General features: G+C 58.7%; 13 protein-coding genes. 10 read left to right on the forward strand and 3 right to left on the reverse strand.

The features are described 5' to 3' along the window. The first annotated feature begins 5 nt into the window (after positions 1–5). Genes EH55_RS04820 through EH55_RS04830 form a run of 3 tightly spaced genes read left to right on the forward strand, consistent with a single transcriptional unit; the run spans position 6 to position 2,734 of the window. Positions 6–1,175, forward strand: coding sequence for an ABC transporter permease (locus EH55_RS04820; RefSeq protein WP_037975299.1), 1,170 nt, complete (start codon positions 6–8; stop codon positions 1,173–1,175). Next, on the forward strand, positions 1,176–1,958 hold the full coding sequence (locus EH55_RS04825) for an ABC transporter ATP-binding protein (protein WP_037975300.1): 783 nt from the start codon (positions 1,176–1,178) through the stop codon (positions 1,956–1,958). After that, positions 1,955–2,734 carry an ABC transporter ATP-binding protein gene (locus EH55_RS04830; protein WP_037975302.1) on the forward strand — a complete coding sequence of 260 codons (780 nt, stop codon included), beginning with the start codon at positions 1,955–1,957 and terminating at the stop codon, positions 2,732–2,734. The genes EH55_RS04825 and EH55_RS04830 overlap by 4 nt, the downstream gene beginning before the upstream one ends. Positions 2,735–2,760: 26 nt before the next feature. Here the strand turns inward: EH55_RS04830 and EH55_RS04835 are convergent, their stop codons facing one another. Further along, a complete protein-coding gene (locus EH55_RS04835) occupies positions 2,761–3,093 on the reverse strand; it encodes a winged helix-turn-helix transcriptional regulator (RefSeq protein ID WP_037975306.1) in 333 nt (110 codons plus the stop codon). Between the two features lie 197 nt (positions 3,094–3,290). Here EH55_RS04835 and EH55_RS04840 point away from each other — a divergent pair, with 197 nt between their 5' ends. Then, positions 3,291–3,866 carry a flavin reductase family protein gene (locus EH55_RS04840; RefSeq protein ID WP_037975308.1) on the forward strand — a complete coding sequence of 192 codons (576 nt, stop codon included), beginning with the start codon at positions 3,291–3,293 and terminating at the stop codon, positions 3,864–3,866. A gap of 99 nt (positions 3,867–3,965) precedes the next feature. Here the strand turns inward: EH55_RS04840 and EH55_RS04845 are convergent, their stop codons facing one another. Then, positions 3,966–4,526, reverse strand: a complete 561-nt coding sequence (locus tag EH55_RS04845; RefSeq protein WP_037975310.1) for an ATP-binding protein — start codon at positions 4,524–4,526, stop codon at positions 3,966–3,968. A gap of 147 nt (positions 4,527–4,673) precedes the next feature. Between EH55_RS04845 and glgP the strand changes: the two genes are divergently transcribed. From glgP to nifJ, 5 genes are all read left to right on the forward strand, one after another. Next, entirely contained in the window at positions 4,674–7,934 is a 3,261-nt protein-coding gene (gene glgP / locus EH55_RS14815; RefSeq protein WP_081839441.1) for an alpha-glucan family phosphorylase, read from the forward strand. A 1-nt stretch (position 7,935) separates the two neighbouring features. Next, complete coding sequence (locus EH55_RS04855) at positions 7,936–9,408, forward strand: glycogen synthase (RefSeq protein ID WP_037975312.1); 1,473 nt, start codon at positions 7,936–7,938, stop codon at positions 9,406–9,408. A 416-nt stretch (positions 9,409–9,824) separates the two neighbouring features. Then, on the forward strand, positions 9,825–11,246 hold the full coding sequence (locus EH55_RS04860; protein ID WP_037975313.1) for an alpha-isopropylmalate synthase regulatory domain-containing protein: 1,422 nt from the start codon (positions 9,825–9,827) through the stop codon (positions 11,244–11,246). After that, positions 11,243–13,780: an AMP-binding protein gene (locus tag EH55_RS04865; protein ID WP_037975315.1), complete on the forward strand. Its 2,538-nt coding sequence runs from the start codon at positions 11,243–11,245 to the stop codon at positions 13,778–13,780. Before EH55_RS04860 ends, EH55_RS04865 begins: the two co-directional genes overlap by 4 nt. Positions 13,781–13,881: 101 nt before the next feature. Beyond that, positions 13,882–17,385 carry a pyruvate:ferredoxin (flavodoxin) oxidoreductase gene (gene nifJ, locus EH55_RS04870; RefSeq protein ID WP_037975317.1) on the forward strand — a complete coding sequence of 1,168 codons (3,504 nt, stop codon included), beginning with the start codon at positions 13,882–13,884 and terminating at the stop codon, positions 17,383–17,385. 73 nt (positions 17,386–17,458) lie between these two features. Here the strand turns inward: nifJ and EH55_RS04875 are convergent, their stop codons facing one another. Next, positions 17,459–18,298, reverse strand: a complete 840-nt coding sequence (locus EH55_RS04875) for a MurR/RpiR family transcriptional regulator (protein WP_037975319.1) — start codon at positions 18,296–18,298, stop codon at positions 17,459–17,461. 260 nt (positions 18,299–18,558) lie between these two features. Here EH55_RS04875 and EH55_RS04880 point away from each other — a divergent pair, with 260 nt between their 5' ends. Continuing rightward, entirely contained in the window at positions 18,559–19,899 is a 1,341-nt protein-coding gene (locus tag EH55_RS04880; protein WP_037975320.1) for an aminotransferase class III-fold pyridoxal phosphate-dependent enzyme, read from the forward strand. The last annotated feature ends 30 nt before the right edge of the window (positions 19,900–19,929 follow it).

A 19,929-nucleotide genomic window follows, 5' to 3' on the forward strand; every position in this document is an offset into this window, starting at 1 on the left:
AAAGAATGAAGGCACTCTTTCTGCGCAAGAGCGCGATAGCCCTCGCAGCGATCGCGCTCGTCGGAATCTTCGCGCCTCTCTTCGCCTCCGCTCCGCCGCAGGAGATAGTGGGAGCGCCTTTCGCGCGCCCCATCTGGTGGAAGAGCGGCAAACTTCCAGCCGCAAAGTCTTTCGACGTAAAGATCGACGGGATTGAATTCGAATGGGAGGACGAGCCTCCGGCGATCTTTTCACTTTACGGGCGCGTCACGGCCGACGCCTCTTCCGAGGTCCGCGTGATATGGCGCACGCCGCGGAAGGAATACCTACTCGAAAGGCTGAGCGGCTCCGAACTCTACTGGATCAACAGCGACGGGCGCGACATGATCTTCAAGCAGGCTCTCGGGCTTCCGCTCGTCAGCAGGAGCGTCGATCACCTCTTCCCGTCGCGCGGAAAATATTCGCTATCCGTCGAGGGCGCTAAGGGCGCGGAACTCCGTCTCCTCCTGCCCGGCGAGAGGCAGGGGCTGCTGGGCACTGACCAGCGCGGAAGGGACGTCTTCACTCTCTTCCTCTACGGCATAAGGACCTCTCTGATCATCGGCACCGCGGCGACCCTCGTCGCAAGTCTATTAGGCGTGTCGCTCGGCCTCGCGGCCGGATACGCCGGCGGCCTGTGCGACGCGCTGATCATGCGCGCGGTCGACGTGCTGCTTTCGATACCGACCCTGCCGATCCTGATGGCGCTCGCCGCAGTCTGGGGAAAGGGGCTCTGGCAGCTCGTGCTGATTCTTTCTATGTTTTCGTGGATGGGCACCGCGCGTTCGGTACGCTCGCTCGTGCTGACGCTGCGCGAAAGCGCGTGGGTCGAATCGCTGCGCGCGCTGGGCGCGTCGCGCGGCTACATCCTGCGGCGGCACCTGCTGCCCGAGACTGCCCCGATACTGCTCGCGAATGTCGCGCTCGGCGTGCCGGGAGCTATTCTTTCGGAGGCAGGTCTGGCCTTCCTCGGCCTATCGGATCCACGCCTCATCTCGTGGGGCAGAATGCTTCACGAGGCGCACTCCTTCGGCGCCTTCACGCAGGGCGCCTGGTGGCTGCTGCTGCCCCCGGGGCTCGGCATCGTAGCGGTCTGCCTGATATTCCTCGACATGGGGAAGTTCCTCGAAGAAAAGATAGACCCGAGGCTCGGATAAATGATAATCGAAGTAAAGCATCTAAGCGTGACCTACAACGCGCGGTCGAAATCCGCCGCAAATGCGGTGAAGGATATTTCTTTCGCGCTGCGCGAAAATTCCTTCTGCGGGCTCATCGGCGAATCGGGCAGCGGCAAAAGCAGTGTGGTGATGACGATGCTCGGGCTTATGCCGAACGGGGGCGAGGCGCGCGGCAGCATTTTATACCGCGGCCACGAGATACTCGGCGCGCCGGAGAAGGAGATGCTGGCGCTGCGCCAGCGCCGCCTCTCGCTTATACCGCAGGGCGCGATGAACTCCTTCACTCCGGTCATGACGATAGGAAGACAGATGCGCGAGGTTATAATGCTGCATATGGGAGCCACGGCGTCGGAGGCGGAGAGGAAAAGCGCCGAACTTCTCGAAGAGGCCGAGCTTCCGGCGTCGGCGGCGGCGCGCTATCCTCACGAGCTTTCCGGCGGGCAGAAGCAGCGCGCCGCGATAGCGATGGCCCTCTCCTGTTCTCCTGAAGCCCTGCTCGCCGACGAGCCGACGACGGCGCTCGACGTCGTGACGCAAGCTGCGATCATACGCCTGCTGGAAAGGCTGCGGCGCGAAAAAAATCTTACGGTGCTGCTCGTCACGCACGACCTGCCGATGGCGGCGTCGGCCTGCGAAGAGCTCTTAGTGATGAAGGATGGCGAGATCGTCGAGCGCGGAGAGTCGAAGCGGCTGATTTCGTCTCCCGAGAATGAGCACACCAAAGCGCTCGTCGCCGCGATGCTGAGGAATGAAAGGCCATGACGGAAAACATTCTCGAGACAAAAGAGCTTGCCGTTGAATTCAGCCCGCGCGGTAAAAAGCGCGTCCGCGCGCTCGGCGGCGTCTCGCTGTCGCTCTCGCGCGGAGAAACGCTCTCCGTAGTCGGCGAATCCGGCAGCGGTAAGAGCACTCTGCTGCGGGCCGCTATGGCGCTGATTCCCACCTCCTCCGGCGGCGTGCTGCTCTTCGGCAGGGACGTTTCAAAGCTTTCGCCCGCGGAGTTGAAGGCGCTGCGCCGCCGTTGCGGTTACGTGCCGCAGGACCCTTACGGCGCAATCCCCCCAGCCCTCAGCGCGATAGAGGCAGTCGCGGAGCCATATATCATCGCCGGCGTAAAAAGCTCCGGAGAGGAGCGCCGCGAACGCGCGGAAAAAATCCTTTACAGCCTTGGGCTGAGCGGAGAAAGGATATTGAACGCCCGCGCCGCCGGGCTCTCAGGAGGACAGCGCCAGCGCGTGGAGATAGCGCGCGCCCTTATGCTCGGGCCCGAGCTGCTGCTCTGCGACGAACCGACCTCGATGCAGGACGCCTCGACTCGCGGCGAGATAATCGACGCGCTCGCAAAGCGCGTGAAAGCCGGCATGTCGATGCTCTTCGTGACGCACGACCTGCTGCTCGCGGCACACGCGTCGCAAAAGATGATAGTCCTGAAAGACGGGAAAATATGCGAAAGGGGCGCGGCGCGGGAGATTCTATCTTCGCCGAAGCACCCCTACACGAGAGCGCTGATCGAAGCGCTGCCGAAGCTAAAATTTTGATTTTTAAGCGAGGAGCCCGGCGTAATTTACAGACGGTTTTTTTCGCCCCACTCGCACATGCTGTCGAGAATAGGGATAAGCGACGCGCCGCGCGGCGTGAGGCTGTACTCCACCTTCGGCGGAATCTGTGGGTACTCCTCCCTGTGCACGAGCCCGTCCTTTTCCAGCTCCTTCAGCGTCGCGCTCAAAGTCTTGTACGATATGCCGTCGATATATTTTTTCATCTCGTTGAAGCGCACCACCTTGAAGAGCATCAGAACGTATAAAACCATCATTTTGTACTTCCCCTGAATCAGCGACATAGTATATGAAAAGCCGGTATCTTCAAGCTTCGAATTGAGAATACACTCTCCTGTCATGTTACACTCTCCTTAACGTCAGTATAAAACTTATATTATAGTATCGAACTTAAATGTGCGTACTTGCGCCTTGGTAAATTCTAAATATAGTTATAGTATCGTCCAGTGAAAAAGTCAACGGACGCGGCAAAGAGCGGAATAGGGGATCACCCTTTTTCCGCATGGGAGAATAAATCAGCGACACGGAGGTCTTTGAAATGAAAAAAGATTTGAAAATCCAGCCCTATCTCTTTCCTATGCCTATGCTTATGATAGCGACCTACAACGAGGACGGCAGCGTGGACGACATGCCTATGGCGTGGGGCGGCATCAGCAGCGAGAAGACGGTCTCGCTGAACCTCGGCGCCGGACACAAGACCTGCGAGAATCTGAAAAAGCGCAAAGCCTTCACTATAAGCGTCGCCGACGTGCCGCATCTTGAGGAGGCCGATTTCTTCGGCATCGCGTCGGGCAACGACACGCCGGACAAATTCGCGCGCAGCGGCCTGCACGCCGTCAAAAGCGCTAAGGTCGACGCGCCGGTCGTCGAAGAATTTCCTCTGACGCTCGAATGCAAAGTTATTGACATAAAGGAAGAAACGCCCGGCGACCTACACATACTTGGTGAGATCGTCGGAGTACTCGCGGAAGAAAGCGTGCTCGACGAAAAGGGGCGCGTCATCCCGTCGAAGCTGAACGCTTTCATATTCGATCAGTTCCAGTCCGGCTACTACGCGATCGGCGAAAAGGTCGGGCAGGCGTGGAAGAGCGGCGCAAAATTGATGAAAAAATAACTCCCCAGCGAAGGCGGGCGGCTCGCCCGTCCGCCGTTAAAAGCGCGCGAAACGCGGCCGACGAGAAAACCGTCCGCGCTTTTATCTTATTAATACGGCTCAGCACGGCTGCGCCCTCAGCGCGGCAAGCTCTTCGCAGAGGCTGTCGCGCAGCCACATGCCGACATCGGGCGTCGCGAGCATATCTCTGTCGCCGTCGAGCGCTTCGACTATCTCGTCTGTGTCGAGCAGGTACTCTTTACCGTTGACCACGTGGCGGTACTTCCAGTGGACGCGCGGCGAGCCCATCACGAGCGTCATTATCGTCGACGGCATATCGCCGAGCGGCGGTCTGTCGACGTTCGAATAGCGAAAGGTCGCAGTCACCGTCGTGCCGACGCCCACGGCAGAGTCGATTACGAGGGCGCCGCCGCAGAGTTCGGCCGACTGGCGCAGGAAGGGCAGCCCCATGCCGACGCGCCGCGTCGTCCTCGTCGTCGTGAAGGGATCGGTCACCTTAGCTACGAACTCCGGCGTCATTCCCCTGCCGTTGTCCTTTACCGAAAAGGAGAGCCAGTCGTTTTTCTCGTCCTCGTTTATCGTAATCTCCACGCTGTCGGCTCCGGCCCTCGTGCTGTTCTCCGAGATGTCCAGCACCGTCGCGGAAAGATCTTCAAGCATCGTCCTTCCTCCCTCTGCGCCGCGCCCTACGCAAAAACATCGCAGCGACGTTACGATCGGTTATGACGCAAGCGCGCGATTAATAGTATAATCATATCACGGCGTGCCCTTGTGGCAATTCTTGTTTTTTGTGGGGAGAATCGTTTTTTGATAAATATCGCAATTCACGGACATTTCTACCAGCCGCCGCGCGAAGACCCGATAAGCGGGGCCGTGCCGCGCGACGATGCCGCCGCACCCTCTCACGATTGGAACGAGAGGGTCGCGTCCGAATGCTACATACCGAACAGCTGCGCTAGGATACTCGGCGCGGACGGCCGCATAATCGCCGAAAAAAATAATTACGAGAAGCTTTCCTTCGACTTCGGCCCTACGCTGCACAAGTGGATAGAGGGCAGCGCGCCGGCCCTCGACGCGGCGATCACGCAGAACGGCGCGCGCGCGATCGCTCAGGCCTACAACCACATGATCCTGCCGCTCGCCAACGAGCGGGACAAGCGGACTCAAGTGCTGTGGGGCATCGGGGATTTTGCATACCGCTTCGGGCGGAAGCCTAAAGGCATGTGGCTGCCGGAGTGCGCGGTGAACGCCGAGACCCTCGAGGCGCTCGCTTCCTGCGGCATAACCTTTACGATTCTCTCGCCGCGGCAGTGCGCCGCCGTGACCACGGAAGAGGGGACGAGGAACGTCGCCGACGGCTTGGGGCTCGACGTCACGCGCCCCTACCGCTGCGAGCTGCCGTCGGGACGCTCGCTCACGATCGTCTTTTATCACGCCGGCATCGCGCAGGGCATAGCATTCGGCGGCATGTTGGACAACGGCGACCGCTTCGCAGAGGCTTTGCTCAACGCCGCCTCCGACGGCCCCGACCGCCTTCTGATCACCGCGACGGACGGAGAGAGCTACGGGCATCACCACAAGTTCGGAGAGATGGCGCTCGCGCGCTGCTTCGACATTCTGGAGCGCGACAAAAGGGCGGCGCTGCCCTCGATAGAGGAATTCCTCGAAACGCACCGCCCGACGGCGAGCTGCGTGATAAAGGAGAACAGCTCTTGGTCCTGCGCGCACGGCGTCGAGCGCTGGCGCAGCGACTGCGGCTGCCATACCGGCGGCGAAAAGGGCTGGAATCAAAAATGGCGAGCTCCGCTGCGCTCGGCTTTCGACAATCTCGCGAATAGCGTCGACGAGCTTTTCGAGGAGAAGCTGAGCGGGTACTGCGACCCGTGGCGGCTGCGCGACGACGCGATAGAACTTTACAAAAGCGGCAGAAGGCGCAGCGCCGAGGAGACGGGGGCGGAAAGGCGCGCGTTCTTCGCCGAGCGAATCGAAGGCGCCCCCGACGAAGTCTACGGCACGGCGGCCGCGCTCATCGAAATGCAGCGCATGAGGATGTTCATGTACACCTCCTGTGCCTGGTTCTTCAACGACATTTCCGGCGTAGAGACAAAACAGTCCATAGCCTACGCGCTGCGCGCCGCGCAGATCGCGGAGGAAATTTTCGGCAGAGACTTCACGATGCCGCTGCTCGCAGAGCTGAGAGAGACCCGCGGCAACACCTCCGCGTGCCCGGACGCAGGGACGATCGCGGAGCGCGACATACTGCCGCTCCTGAAACGGGGCGCAAAAAACGGCGAAAAAGCCCCCGAGCAAAAAACGGACGGATGGGAGAGGATAAAAAATATGAATCATAAAACGAACCTTGCCAACTCGCTCCTCACGACGCTGGAAACAGATCCGGCGTTCAAAAGCATAGCGTACTTCTCGATGGAAATGGCGCTCAAGCCGGAGATTCCGACATACTCCGGCGGCCTCGGAGTCTTAGCCGGAGACATCCTTAAGAGCGCCGCGGACCTCGGCGTGCCGATGGTGGGCATAACGCTGCTATACAGGCGCGGCTACTTCGCCCAGAAGATCGACAAGGACGGGCGCCAGCGGGAATACCCCGTCAACTGGAACCCGCGCGAATTTTTGACGCAGCTGCCGAACCGCGTATCTGTGACGATGAGCGGCCGAGATGTCAAGATCGGCGTCTGGTGCTTCACGCTGACCGGCATCGACGGCCATTCTCTGCCGATATACTTCCTCGACACCGACCTGCCGGAAAACAGCGCGGAAGACAGAGAGATCACCGCGGAGCTCTACGGCGGCGACAACAAATGCCGCCTCTGCCAGGAACTCGTCTTAGGCATCGGCGGGCTGCGCCTGCTCCGCGACATGGGCTACCGCAACATCACGACCTTCCACCTCAACGAGGGGCACGCGGGCTTCCTGACCCTCGAGCTGCTGCGCGAGCAGGGCTACAACGATATAGAAAAGGTGAAAAATCAGGTGATCTTCACGACTCACACGCCGGTAGTAGCGGGGCACGATTTCTTCTCTTACGACCTAATCAACCAGGTGATCGACGGCGGCGTCTCGCAGATTCTGCGCACCCACATCGGGGGCAGCGGCCTTTCGATGACGGACCTCGCGCTGAAGCTTTCCCGCTACGTCAACGGCGTCTCTCACAAGCACGCGCTCGTCAGCCGCGCGATGTTCAACGACGAATCGATAGACTGGGTCACGAACGGAGTCCACTCGACGACATGGACCTGCCCGAGCTTCGCGAAGCTCTACGACGCGCATATACCGGGCTGGCGCAACGACCCGTCGCGGCTGATGCAGGCGCTACGCATACCTGACGAAGAGATATGGCGCGCGCACCAGGCTGCGAAGATGAAGCTGCTGGCCTTCGTCCTCGAAGAGACGGGGCTGCAGCTCGACTCCGACATCCTGACTATCGGCTTCGCGCGCCGCGCCGCGACCTACAAGCGCGCCGACCTTATATTCACCGACCTAAAGCGCCTCGTCGAGATAGCCAAAGGAAAGGTCCAGTTCATCTTCTCGGGCAAAGCCCACCCGCACGACGAACCCGGCAAGGACATAATACAGAGGATAAACAGGATATCGGAGGAGCTCGGTATGGAGCTGCCGGTAGTCTTCATAGAAAACTACAACATGGGACCGGCGAAGTTCATCGTCTCAGGCGTGGATCTATGGCTCAACACGCCGATACGTCCACGCGAGGCCTCCGGCACGAGCGGAATGAAATGCGTGCACAACGGGGTCATGAACTTTTCGGTGCTCGACGGCTGGTGGATCGAGGGCTGTATCGAAGACATGACGGGCTGGGCCATAGGCCCCGAGCCGACGGAGAACGCGCTCGTCGAATACGACGAGGCGGAGGATGCGACCGACCTCTACGGCAAGCTCGAACAGAAAATAATCCCGACCTACTACCACGACCGCAGAAAATGGATCAACATGATGAAGGCGGCGATAGCGATAAACGCGAGTTACTTCAACACGCACCGCGTCGTCCGCGAATACTGCGAGAAAGCTTACGGGACTCTGTTCCGCGGCCACTAAAATGGAAAAAAGCGTGATGAAGATACTGCACGTTTCGCCGGAATGCGCGCCTCTCGCGAAAAAGGGCGGCCTGGGCGACGTCGCCTACGCCCTGCCGAAGGCGCTGCGCAAAAACGGCGTGGACGCCCGCGTTCTGATGCCAGCGTGGCCCGGCGTGCTCGACGCGGCAAGAGATTTAGGCGCGCTGCGCTCGCGCCCGTTCGCGACGATCAGCGCCGCGCTCGACTGGCGCGTGCTCTCCGCGAAGCTGTGGCGCGCGACGATAGACGAACTCCCGATTTACATCCTTGAGAACGACAGGCTCTTCTCGAACACGGACATATATCCCGAAGAGACGAACGCCGAGAGCGCGGAGCCGATGATATTCCTTTCCTACGCGGCCTTCGAGCTGGCCGCCGCGGCTCACTGGAAGCCGCTGATACTGCACGCTCACGACTGGCCGGCCGCGATGATTCCCAGCGCGCTGCGCCATCACCGCCACTATTCTTCGATGGCTGGAGATTACGACACCGTCTACACGATTCACAACATGGCGCACCAGGGGCTCTTCTCGCCGGAATGTCTCGACGGCTGGGGGATCAAGCCGGAATCCTTCGTGCCCATGTCGGTCGGCTCTCTCGAATTTTACGGGCGCGTCAACCTGATGAAGGGCGCGATAGACAACGCCGAGGCGATCACCACGGTCAGCCCGCGCTACTCTTGGGACATCCAGACGAAGGAGGGAGGCTTCGGCCTCGACGGCGTGATGTCCGAAAACAAGCGCAAGCTTCGCGGCATACTGAACGGCATAGACTGCGACGTCTGGAACCCGAAGAGGGACAGGCTGCTTCCGGCGAATTTCGACGCGTCGGAGCTCGAAGGCAAAAAGATCTGCCGCGCCGCGGTGATGCAAAGATTCGCATGGGAGGACGACGGGCGTCCTCTGCTGGTATTCGTAGGACGTCTCACCGAACAGAAGGGCGTCGACATAATGCTCGGCGCTTTGTCCGAGCTCCCTAAGGAAAGCGTTTATGTTCTGATCATCGGTTCGGGCAGCGAATACTACGGCGGCAGGGTCGCCGAATTCGCCGCGGCTCACGCGGAGAACGTGAGGACCGTTACAGGTTTCAGTGAAGAAAAGGCCCACCTCGCCTACGCGGCCGGAGACCTCCTGCTGATGCCTTCCCTCTTCGAGCCGTGCGGGCTTTCGCAGCTCATCGCCTTAGCTTACGGCACGATACCGGTGGCACGCGCCACCGGCGGCCTCTGCGACACCGTGATCGACGCTGACGGGACGGAGGAGGGCAACGGCTTCCTCTTCGCCGATTACAGCGCAGAAGAGCTGAGAGGCGCGATAAGGCGCGCTGCCGAGGCGATGAGGGACGCTGCGCGCTGGAAGAGGATAATCAAAAACGCCATGTCGCGGGATTCTTCGTGGAACATTCCGGCAAAGGAATACGCCGCGCTCTACCAAGAGATCGTGGAATCCGAATAAAAACACGGGATATTTTACAAAAAGTCAGCGATGGTCAAAATTTAACATTGACAAACGCGGCGCATCGGTAATATTATTAAAAAATACAGCTGAGATTTATATATCTCGGCTGTGAAATGTAAATATAGATGAAACGCTATGACGGAGTTACGTTCACCGCAGATAAGTTTACAGAGAGCCGGCGCGCAGGTGAGAGCCGGAACCGAAGGGCGGCGATACGGTCTCGCTCCAGAGCGGAACCCCCTAAAGCTTCCGCTGTTAAGGGGTTACGGCTTGCGCCGCGTCAGAGGCGCCAATGAGGGGCCGCTTTTTGCGGCAATCAGGGTGGTACCGCGGTTAGTTTCAGTTTATTCGTCCCTGGGGCATGCTATATGCCCCAGGGATTTTTTAATAACGCAACAAAGGAGTGCAGGACGATGAAGAGAATAAGGTTGACGGATATCACGCTTCGCGAAGCGTCGCGCGAGGGAGGGGGCGCCCTCTCTTTCAAAGAGATAATAGAGATGTCGAAGATTCTCGACAGGTTGAACGTCGACGTGATAAGCCTCGCACCGATTGTAAACGAAAAAATAGATTCTCTGCTCGTTCGGACGATCGCGGCGGCCGTTAAAAAGAGCTCGCTTTCGCTTCCCGTCGGGCTCGCCGGCGAAGGTGTGAGGGGCGCGTGGGAGGCGATCTCCGAGGCCGTCAGCCCGCGCCTTTACGTCGAGGCGCCGCTCTCCACCGTGCAGATGGAATTCATATGCGGCAAAAAGCCCGACGCCGTTATGGAGATGATCGGGGAGCTCGTCCGCAAGAGCCGCGAACTCTGCGCCGACGTCGAATTCGCGGCGGCCGACGCCACGCGCGCCGAAGGCGAATTCCTCTACCAAGCCCTGCGCTGCGCTGTCGAAGCGGGAGCCGCGACCGTGACGATCTGCGACTCGGCCGGTCAGATGATGCCGTACGAATTCGGCTCATTTATCCGCGACGTTTATGAGAACGTGCCGGAGCTTCACGACGTGACGCTCTCGGTCAAATGCTCCGACAGCCTCGCGATGGCCGCGGCCGACGCGGTTTCGGCGGTGGCGGCCGGCGCTTCCGAGGTGGCCGTCTCCGTCGGCGGGGGCTGCGCGCCGTCGCTCGAAACGGTCGCCTCGATAATACGCGCACGCGGCGAGGAGCACGGCTACTACAGCAATATCAAATACACCGAGCTTCACCGCTCGATCGCGCAGATGAACTGGATATCGCGCGCGGAGCGCAGCGGCACGAGCGCCTTTGAGACCGGAATGTCGATCGGCGGGCCGACGGACGTCAAGCTCGACGCGAACGACGACATCGCGGCCGTGAACAAGGCGGCGCTGCACCTCGGCTACGAGCTCTCGGAAGAAGATATCGTGAAGGTCTACGACACCTTCAAGAACGTCGCGGCGAAAAAATCCGTCGGCGCCAAGGAACTGGAGGCGATCATCGCGACGAGCGCGCTGCAGGTGCCGCCCGCCTACGAGCTCGAAAGCTTCGTCATCAACAGCGGCAACATCATAAACGCGACGGCGAACATCCGCTGCCGCCACAACGGCGAAGAGCGCTTCGGGCTTGCGGCCGGCGACGGTCCTATCGACGCCGCCTTCCTGGCGATCGAGCAGATAACGGGGCGCCACTACGAGCTCGACGACTTCCAGATACAGGCCGTCACCGAAGGACGCGAGGCCATGGGCTCGACGCTCGTCAAGCTGCGCTCGAACGGCAAGCTCTACTCGGGCAACGGCATCTCGACGGACATCATAGGCTCGAGTATCAGGGCGTATCTCAACGCGCTTAACAAGATTTCCTACGAGGAGAACAACGCACAATGAAACTTTCCTTTTCTACATTCGGCTGGCACGACCGGAGCTGGGAGGATTTCCGCACGGTGGCCGAGGACTGCGGCTTCGCCGGCATAGAAGTCCACAACATACGCGCGCCGAAATTCCTTGAGAAAAACAGCGTCTTCGACGCGGCGCGCGCGAACGCGGTGCATCGCGAGCTCGCCGAAGCGGGGCTTTCGATTCCCTGCATCGACGCTTGGCACAACATAGCGGACGCGGCGGCGTTCGAAGAGAACTGCGCCGAGATATCCGATTACATAAAGACGGCCAAGAGCCTGCGTATCCCCTACGTGCGCGTCGGCGCGAAGAAAACGGACGGTTCCGACGAAGAGGAGCGCGCCGCCGTCTTCGCGGTGATCGAAAGGATGCTGCCCGAGGCGCGTGAAGCAGGAGTGACGCTGCTGATCGAGACGATAGGAATATACTCCGACACGGACAAGCTCTGCGGCGTGCTGAACTCCTTCGCCTGCGACAACCTCTCGGCGCTGTGGGACGTGCAGCACACCTTCCGCGACGCGGGCGAAGCGCCGGAAAAGACCGTCCGGAACCTCGGCGCGCATATCAAGCACGTACACCTGAAAGACTCGGCGGTAAACGAAGATGGGAAGATGGAATACCGCCTCGTCTGCGAGGGCACGCTGCCGATCGGCGATATGATGCGCGCGCTCTACTCCCTAAACTACGACGGCTTCATATCGATGGAATGGAACCCCGAGTGGATGCCGGAGATCGAAGAGCTCGAGCTAATCTCTCTGCACTTCGTAAACACGATGAACCGCTTCGACAACCCGGCGCGCATGGTCAAGAAGCACAGGCTCTACGAGAACAGGCGCGGTACCGGGCTCTTCCCCTGGCAGAAAGACAGGCTGATAGAAAAGACCTTCGGGCAGCTGCTCGACCGCATCGTCGAGGAATTCCCCGACCAGTACGCCTTCAAATACACGACGCTGAACTACACGCGAACCTATTCTGAATTTCGCGACGACGTCGACGAATTCGCGCGCGCGCTGATTTCGCTCGGCGTCAAGGCCGGCAGCCACATCGCGATATGGGCGACGAATCTGCCGCAGTGGTACATAACCTTCTGGGCGGCTGCGAAGATCGGCGCCGTGCTCGTCACGGTGAACACCGCCTATAAGATTCACGAGGCGGAATATCTGCTGCGCCAGTCCGACGCTCATACGCTCGTAACGATCGAGGGCTACCGAGATTCAAAGTACGACGAAATAATAAAGGAGCTCTGCCCCGAACTCGGATACACCGAGCCTGGCAGGCCGCTCGCCTGCCGCCGCCTGCCTTTCCTGCGCAACGTGATAACCGTCGGCTTCAGTATGAAGGGCTGCCTGACGTGGGAGGAGGCCGTGGCACGCGCGCATCTGACGCCGGCGGAGGAGGTCGCCCGCCTGGCTGCCGCCGTCGATGTCCACGACGTCTGCAACATGCAGTACACCAGCGGCACCACGGGCTTCCCGAAGGGCGTCATGCTGACACACTACAACGTCGTCAACAATGGCAAATGCATCGGCGACAGGATGGACCTTTCGACGGCCGACAGAATGATGATACAGGTCCCTATGTTCCACTGCTTCGGCATGGTGCTGGCGATGACCGCCGCGATGACTCACGCAGCGACTCTCTCGCCGCTGCCCTACTTCTCGACGAAGGCCTCGCTCGCCTGCATAAACCAGGAGAGGATAACCTGCTTCCACGGCGTGCCGACGATGTTCATAGCGATGATGGAGCACGAAGACTTCCAGAAGACGGACTTCTCGTACATGCGCACCGGCATCATGGCGGGAAGCCCCTGCCCGATATCGAAGATGCGCGACGTCGTCGAAAAAATGAATATGAAGGAAATAGTCATAGTCTACGGGCAGACGGAGGCTTCGCCGGGCTGCACGATGAGCGACACCGGAGACTCGCTCGAAGTGCGCGTCGAAACGGTCGGACACGCGCTGCCGGAGGTCGAGTGCCGCATAATCCACCCGGAAAGCGGCGAAGAGCTGCCGGACGAGACGCCCGGGGAATTCGTCGCACGCGGCTACAACATAATGAAAGGCTACTACAAAATGCCCGAGGCTACCGCCGCCGCAATAGACGCCGACGGCTGGCTGCACACCGGCGACATAGCCTGCCGCACCGCGGAAGGAAACTACAAAATCACCGGGCGCCTTAAGGATATGATAATACGCGGCGGAGAAAACATTTATCCGAAGGAGCTCGAAGAATTCCTCTACACCCATCCCAAGGTGAAGGACGTGCAGGTGATAGGCGTCCCCGACGAGGGGTTGGGCGAGGAGATAATGGCCTGCGTAGTTCTGAAGGAGGGCGAAAGCGCGACGGAGGATGAGTTGAAAAAATACTGCCTCTCGAATATGGCGCGCCACAAATGCCCTCGTTACTTCGACTTCGTCGAAGAATTTCCGATGAACGCGGCGGGAAAGATCCTGAAATACAAGATGCGCGAAGAGGCGGTAAAGAAGCTCGGCCTGCAGGAGGCGGCTTCGATAAAGACCGCTTAGCCGGCGAAGGCGAAAATCCCGCCGCGCTGCGCGTGTGATTCGACAAAGACAGATAAAAAAACGGAATATTCTTTGAAATATCCGAAAAGGAGAAGCTTTCAATGAAAGATAAAAAACTCGTGATAATGGACGGCAACGAAGCCGCGGCCTACATCGCCTACGCGCTCACCGAAGTGGCGGCGATCTATCCGATAACCCCGTCGTCGCCGATGGCGGAAAAAACGGACGCCTGGGCGGCCGAGGGCAAAAAGAATATTTTCGGGCAGAGCGTATCGCTCATCGAGATGCAGTCGGAGGCCGGCGCCGCGGCGGCGGTCCACGGCGCGCTCGAAACGGGCGCTTTAGCCGCTTCCTTCACGTCGTCGCAGGGGCTCATGCTGATGATTCCGGTGTTCCACAGGCTCTCGGGGCAGCGCCAGCCGGCGGTGCTGCACGTCGCGGCGCGCACTGTCGGCACGCACGCTTTCTCGATCTTCGGCGACCATTCGGACGTGATGAACTGCCGTCAGTGCGGCCTCGCGATGCTCTCGACGGGGAGCGTGCAGGAGGTGATGGACCTGGCGGGAGTAGCGCATCTTGCGGCGATAAAGGCGCGCATCCCCTTCATGCATTTCTTCGACGGCTTCCGCACGTCGCACGAGATAGACAAAATAGAAGAGCTTCCCTACGAACTTCTCGACAAGCTGCTCGACAGAAAGGCGCTCGCGGACTTCCGCGCCGCGTCGCTGAACCCCGAGCATCCGACGATGCGCAGCACGGTGCAGAACCCCGACATCTACTTCCAGGTGCGCGAGGCTAACAACGGCTTCTACGACGCGCTGCCGGAGATAGTGGAAGACTATATGGACAGGATAAGCGAAGCTACAGGGCGCGAATATCATCTCTTCAACTACTACGGCGCGCCGGACGCCGAAGAGGTCGTCGTCGCGATGGGCTCCGTCAGCGGCGCGGCGATGGAGGCCGTAGACTGGCTCAACGCCCGCGGCAGAAAGACCGGCTACATACAGGTACACCTCTTCCGCCCATTCTCGCTGAAGCATCTGGCCGCCGCGCTGCCGGCGAACGTGAAAAGAATCGCCGTGCTCGACCGCACGAAGGAAATGGGCTCGAACGGCGGGCCGCTCTATCAGGACGTGTGCACCGCGGCTGTCGAGCTCGGCCTGCGTGACAAAACGATCGTCGGCGGGCGCTACGGCCTTTCGTCGAAGGACACCGACACGACCCAGCTCATCGCCGTATTCGACAACCTCGCGCTCAGCGAACCGAAAAACAACTTCACGATAGGCATCAACGACGACGTCACTCACCTTTCGCTGCCGCTCGGCGAAGCCGTCTATCCCGACGGCGAAAGGCAGATGTGCTTCAAATTCTGGGGGCTCGGCGGAGACGGCACCGTCGGCGCGAACAAAAACACCGTAGACATAATCGCGGGACACACGGACAAATACGGGCAGGCATACTTCGAATACGACGCGAAAAAATCCTTCGGCGTCACCATCTCGCATCTGCGCTTCTCCGACGAGCCCATCCGCTCCTCCTACCTCGTGAAGCGCGCCGATTTCATCGCGGCGCACAACCACACCTACGTCGAAAACTACGACATAGTCGGCGAGCTTAAGGAGGGGGGCACCATCCTCCTCAACTGCCCGTGGGAGGCCGGCGAGCTCGAGGAAAAGATTCCCGCCGACATCCGCCGCAAGCTGGCGCGGAAGAAAGCCAACCTCTACGTGATAAACGCGACGAAGATAGCCGAAAAGCACAAGCTGGGAAGCCACGTCAACATCCCGCTGCAGTCGGCCTTCTTCCACCTAACAAAGATAATCCCGCTCGAAGATGCGAAAAAATATATGGCCGACGCGGTGCGCAAGACATTTTTCGCGAAGGGTGACGAGGTCGTGGACAACAACATCGCGGCGATCGAGGACGGCGGCGCGATGCTCGTAAAGGTCGAGATACCGCAGAGCTGGCTCGACGCGAAGGACGAGCCGAAGAAAAAAATCCGCGGCGGCGCGCCGGCGATCGTCGAAAAGCTGCTCGCCCCGATCAACAGGCAGCAGGGAGATTCCCTTCCGGTCAGCGCCTTCAAGGGCTACGAGGACGGCACGGTCGAGCTCGGGCTGACGGCGTTCGAAAAGCGCGCGATAGCGGTAAACGTGCCGCAGTGGGACCCTTCGCGCTGCATACAGTGCAACCGCTGCTCCTACGTCTGCCCGCACGCGGTTATACGCCCCTTCCTGCTGACCGGAGAGGAAAAGAAAAACGCGCCGGAGGGCTTTCTGACGATGTCGGCGATCGGTATGAAGGGCCTTTACTTCTCAATGCAGATAAGCCGCGACGACTGCACCGGCTGCGGGAGCTGCGTCGCCGTCTGCCCGGCGAAGGAAAAGGCCATAACGATGATCCCCATAGAAGAATCAAAATCTCTGCCGGAGCAGTGGGAGTACGCGCTCGCGCTGCGCGACAAGGAGGGCGTAGATCAGTGGAGCGTCAAGGGGAGCCAGTTCAAAACGCCGCTGCTCGAATTCTCCGCGGCCTGCGCCGGCTGCGGCGAAACGCCCTACGCCAAGCTGATGACGCAGCTCTTCGGCGACCGCGTCTACTGGGCCAACGCGACGGGCTGCTCGCAGGCATGGGGGGGCGCGATGCCCGGCATCCCCTACGCCAAAAACAAAGAGGGCAGGGGGCCGGCCTGGTCCAATTCGCTCTTTGAAAACAACGCCGAGTTCAGCCTCGGGATGTTCCTTTCGGTTAAACAACAGCGCGAAGCGCAGAAGCTGCGCGCGCTGGAACTTCTAAAATCAGAAATCCCAGCGCGGCTCAAAGGGGCGCTCGAAGAATGGCTCGCCGCCTTCGACGACTTCTCCGCTTCGGCGGCCGCGGCGAAGGAGCTGACCGCCGCGCTCGCAGCCGCGCCACAGGATGAAAAGGTCCGCGAGATGCTCGCGAACCGCGACCAGCTCTCCAAAAAGACCTTCTGGATGTACGGCGGCGACGGCTGGGCCTACGACATCGGCTTCGGCGGGCTCGACCACGTGCTGGCGATGGGCGAAAACGTCAACGCGCTGATCGTCGACACGGAGGTATATTCCAACACCGGCGGGCAGTCGTCTAAATCGACGCCTATCGGCGCGGTCGCGCAGTTCTGCATCAGCGGCAAAAAGGTCGGCAAAAAAGATCTCGGCGCGATGCTCATGACCTACGGCAACATCTACGTGGCGCAGGTCGCGATGGGCGCCGATATGAACCAGCTCGTAACGGCGCTGCGCGAAGCCGAGGAATACGACGGCCCCTCAGTCGTCATAGCCTACGCGCCCTGCCTCTCGCACGGCATAAAGCGCGGCATGGGCTGCGCGCAGGAGGAGATGAAGCGCGCGGTCGCCGCCGGCTACTGGCTGCTCTACCGCTACGACCCGCGCAAGGAAAAGCCCCTAACCGTCGACTCAAAGGCGCCTACGATGGACTATGAGGAATTCTTGGAAGGGGAGGTCCGCTATTCGGCGCTCAAACGCACCTTCCCGGAAAACGCGAGGAAGTATTTCAAACGGGGCAGCGAAGAGGCCAAAGCAAAATACGCAAAATATAAGCGCATGGAAGAGAATCAATAAGAGCAATAAAGTAAATCATAATCGCAGGCAGAGCCGCGGACACGGCGCCGCCTGCTTTTGCCCGGCCGGTTCGTCAGTAATAGGTATCCATTTCTTTCCAGATATCCTCCAGCTCTTCCAAACGGTGGAGCGTTTTGGGGCCGAGATGTTCAGCTACCTCTATAAGAAGAGCGTTTATCAGCCCGATTGGGATCAATAAAGAATCTATATGCGCTATGTGTGAACACGGCGCGGTAACATAAATGTCAGCTTCTTTCAGCAGCGGACTACGCATAGAATCTGTGATCGCAGCTGTTTTGAAGCCGCTGCTTTTAGCAAAGGCAAGGCATTCCACAGTCTGTCTTGTATAACGCGGAAAGCTTATACCGATAATCAAACTGCTCTTAGGGGCCGCTGTAATATAATTGCCGAAATTATCGTACGAGGGAATGAAAATCTTAGGGAAAAACCACGAAAGATAATATTCCATATAAAACACAAGACAGCGCGCGCTTCTTAGTCCGATCAAATAGACGGCGTCCGCTTCGCATATCTCCGCAGCCATCCTTTTGATTGCCACATCATTGCCGTTGTCGACGGACAAAGCGTTTTTTGTAAGTTCAAGGTCGCGGGCGATTATGTTGGCGACATAGCCGCCTTTGTAAGGTATCAGCTTATGATGCTGCAGTCGTTCCATCGTTGTCAACTGCTCCTGGGCTTCCAGCTGCAGCGATTTAATGAAATCGGGAAAATTCGCGTATCCGAGCGTGGTCGCCAGACGGATCGCTGAGGCTTCGCTGGAGCCGGAGTTATGCCCAAGCTCCGCCGCAGTCATGAAGATAGATTTCTCTTTGTTCATCAACATATAGGAGGCCACATTTTTCTGCGCCGAGGGTAGATTGTCCAGATTTTCGTTAATTTTCTGCCAACTCAATTAATTCACCTGCCACAAGGAATCATTTTGTAATTTTACACATATTTCCATTATTATGCCATGTTTAAAATTCCCATATATCAATCTTCTGAAAAAATGGCGTTGCAGGTGTATACAGTGAATAGTCGGCTAAAATGCACTTGACAAAATTGACAAATGCGTTTATATATTTGCTGAAGGATTTCCTTCATAACACTGCAACAATATATTGAATTTATGAAGTATATCCTTCAATAATCATAAAAGAGGGGGATAATCATATGCATCAATATTTGTTTCCGCGCAGTTTTAAAACCAACTATTTAGAAGCCGACTACGGCGACGGGCTTTACATCTACGACAAAGCCGGCAAGAAATATTTGGACGGCTGTAGCGGAGCTCTCATATCAAACCTTGGACATCGCAATAAGGACATAATTGCCGCGGTGGAAAAACAATTCGCTAAGCTGGAATTCGCACATCCTTCGCGCTGGCGCACCGATATCGCCGAGGAAGCGGCGGCAGCGGTGGCCGAGACCGCTCCCGGCGACCTTGACAACGTCTGGTTTGTCAGCGGCGGCAGCGAAGCCGTTGAAACAGCCTTAAAACTGGCGCGGCAATATTATGTTGAACGTGACGGCGAAGGCAGCGGTAAGCATGTCACTATAGGCCGGTGGAACTCCTATCATGGCAGCACTATCGGTACTATGGCCGTAGCCGGTTCGATGGCGCGCCGAAGAATGTTTTTACCGTTGTTTAAAGAATCCCCCAAGATCCCCTCCACCTATTGCTACCGCTGCCATTTCTGTAAGCGGTATCCGCAATGCGGATTGCTCTGTGCCCACGCCCTTGAAGAAATGATCCAAATAATCGGGCCGCAGTACATATCCTCGTTCATTGCGGAACCGATCGTCGGCTCCACGGCGGGAGCCGTCGTTCCTCCTGACGAATATTGGCCTATGCTTCGCGAAATTTGCGACAGGTATGACATCCTTCTCATAGCGGATGAAGTGATGACCGGTTGTGGTCGTACCGGCAAGAATTTCTGTGTGGACCATTGGAACGTCGTACCGGATATAATCGCCACCGCTAAAGGCATGGCCGCCGGCTACATGCCAACTGGCGGTATCATCGCCAGGAACCATCTAATAGAGGCGATCAAAAACGGCAGCGGAGCTTTCATGCACGGGCACACCTATAACGGCAACCCAATGAGCGCTGCCGCCGTAGCCGCCGTATTTAGATATATGAAGGAGCATAAAGTCGTGGAGAATGCCGCGAAGATGGGAGAGCTGCTGGGAGCAGGACTGAAAAAGATCGGCGAAGGGAGCGCCATTATCGGCGAGGTCCGCGGTAAGGGGCTGATGTGGGGATTTGAGGTGGTAAAAGACAAAGCTTCGAAGGAACCTTTCGAGAAAAAACTCGCCGCCGCGAACGTCGTGACCAGGGCCTGTATTGAAGAGGGACTTATCATCTATCCCAGCAGCGGACAGATAACCGGAACCGGCGGAGACAACTTTATGATAGGACCACCGCTGGTAATCACCGAACCCCAGGTGAAAGAGCTATTAGAAAAACTGAAAGCCGGCATCGAAAAAGCGGAAAACGCTATCGCTAAGTAAGTACCGTGACCATATCTCTTTAAAGACACG

The sequence above is a fragment of the Synergistes jonesii genome (assembly GCF_000712295.1).
GTDB lineage: Bacteria > Synergistota > Synergistia > Synergistales > Synergistaceae > Synergistes > Synergistes jonesii.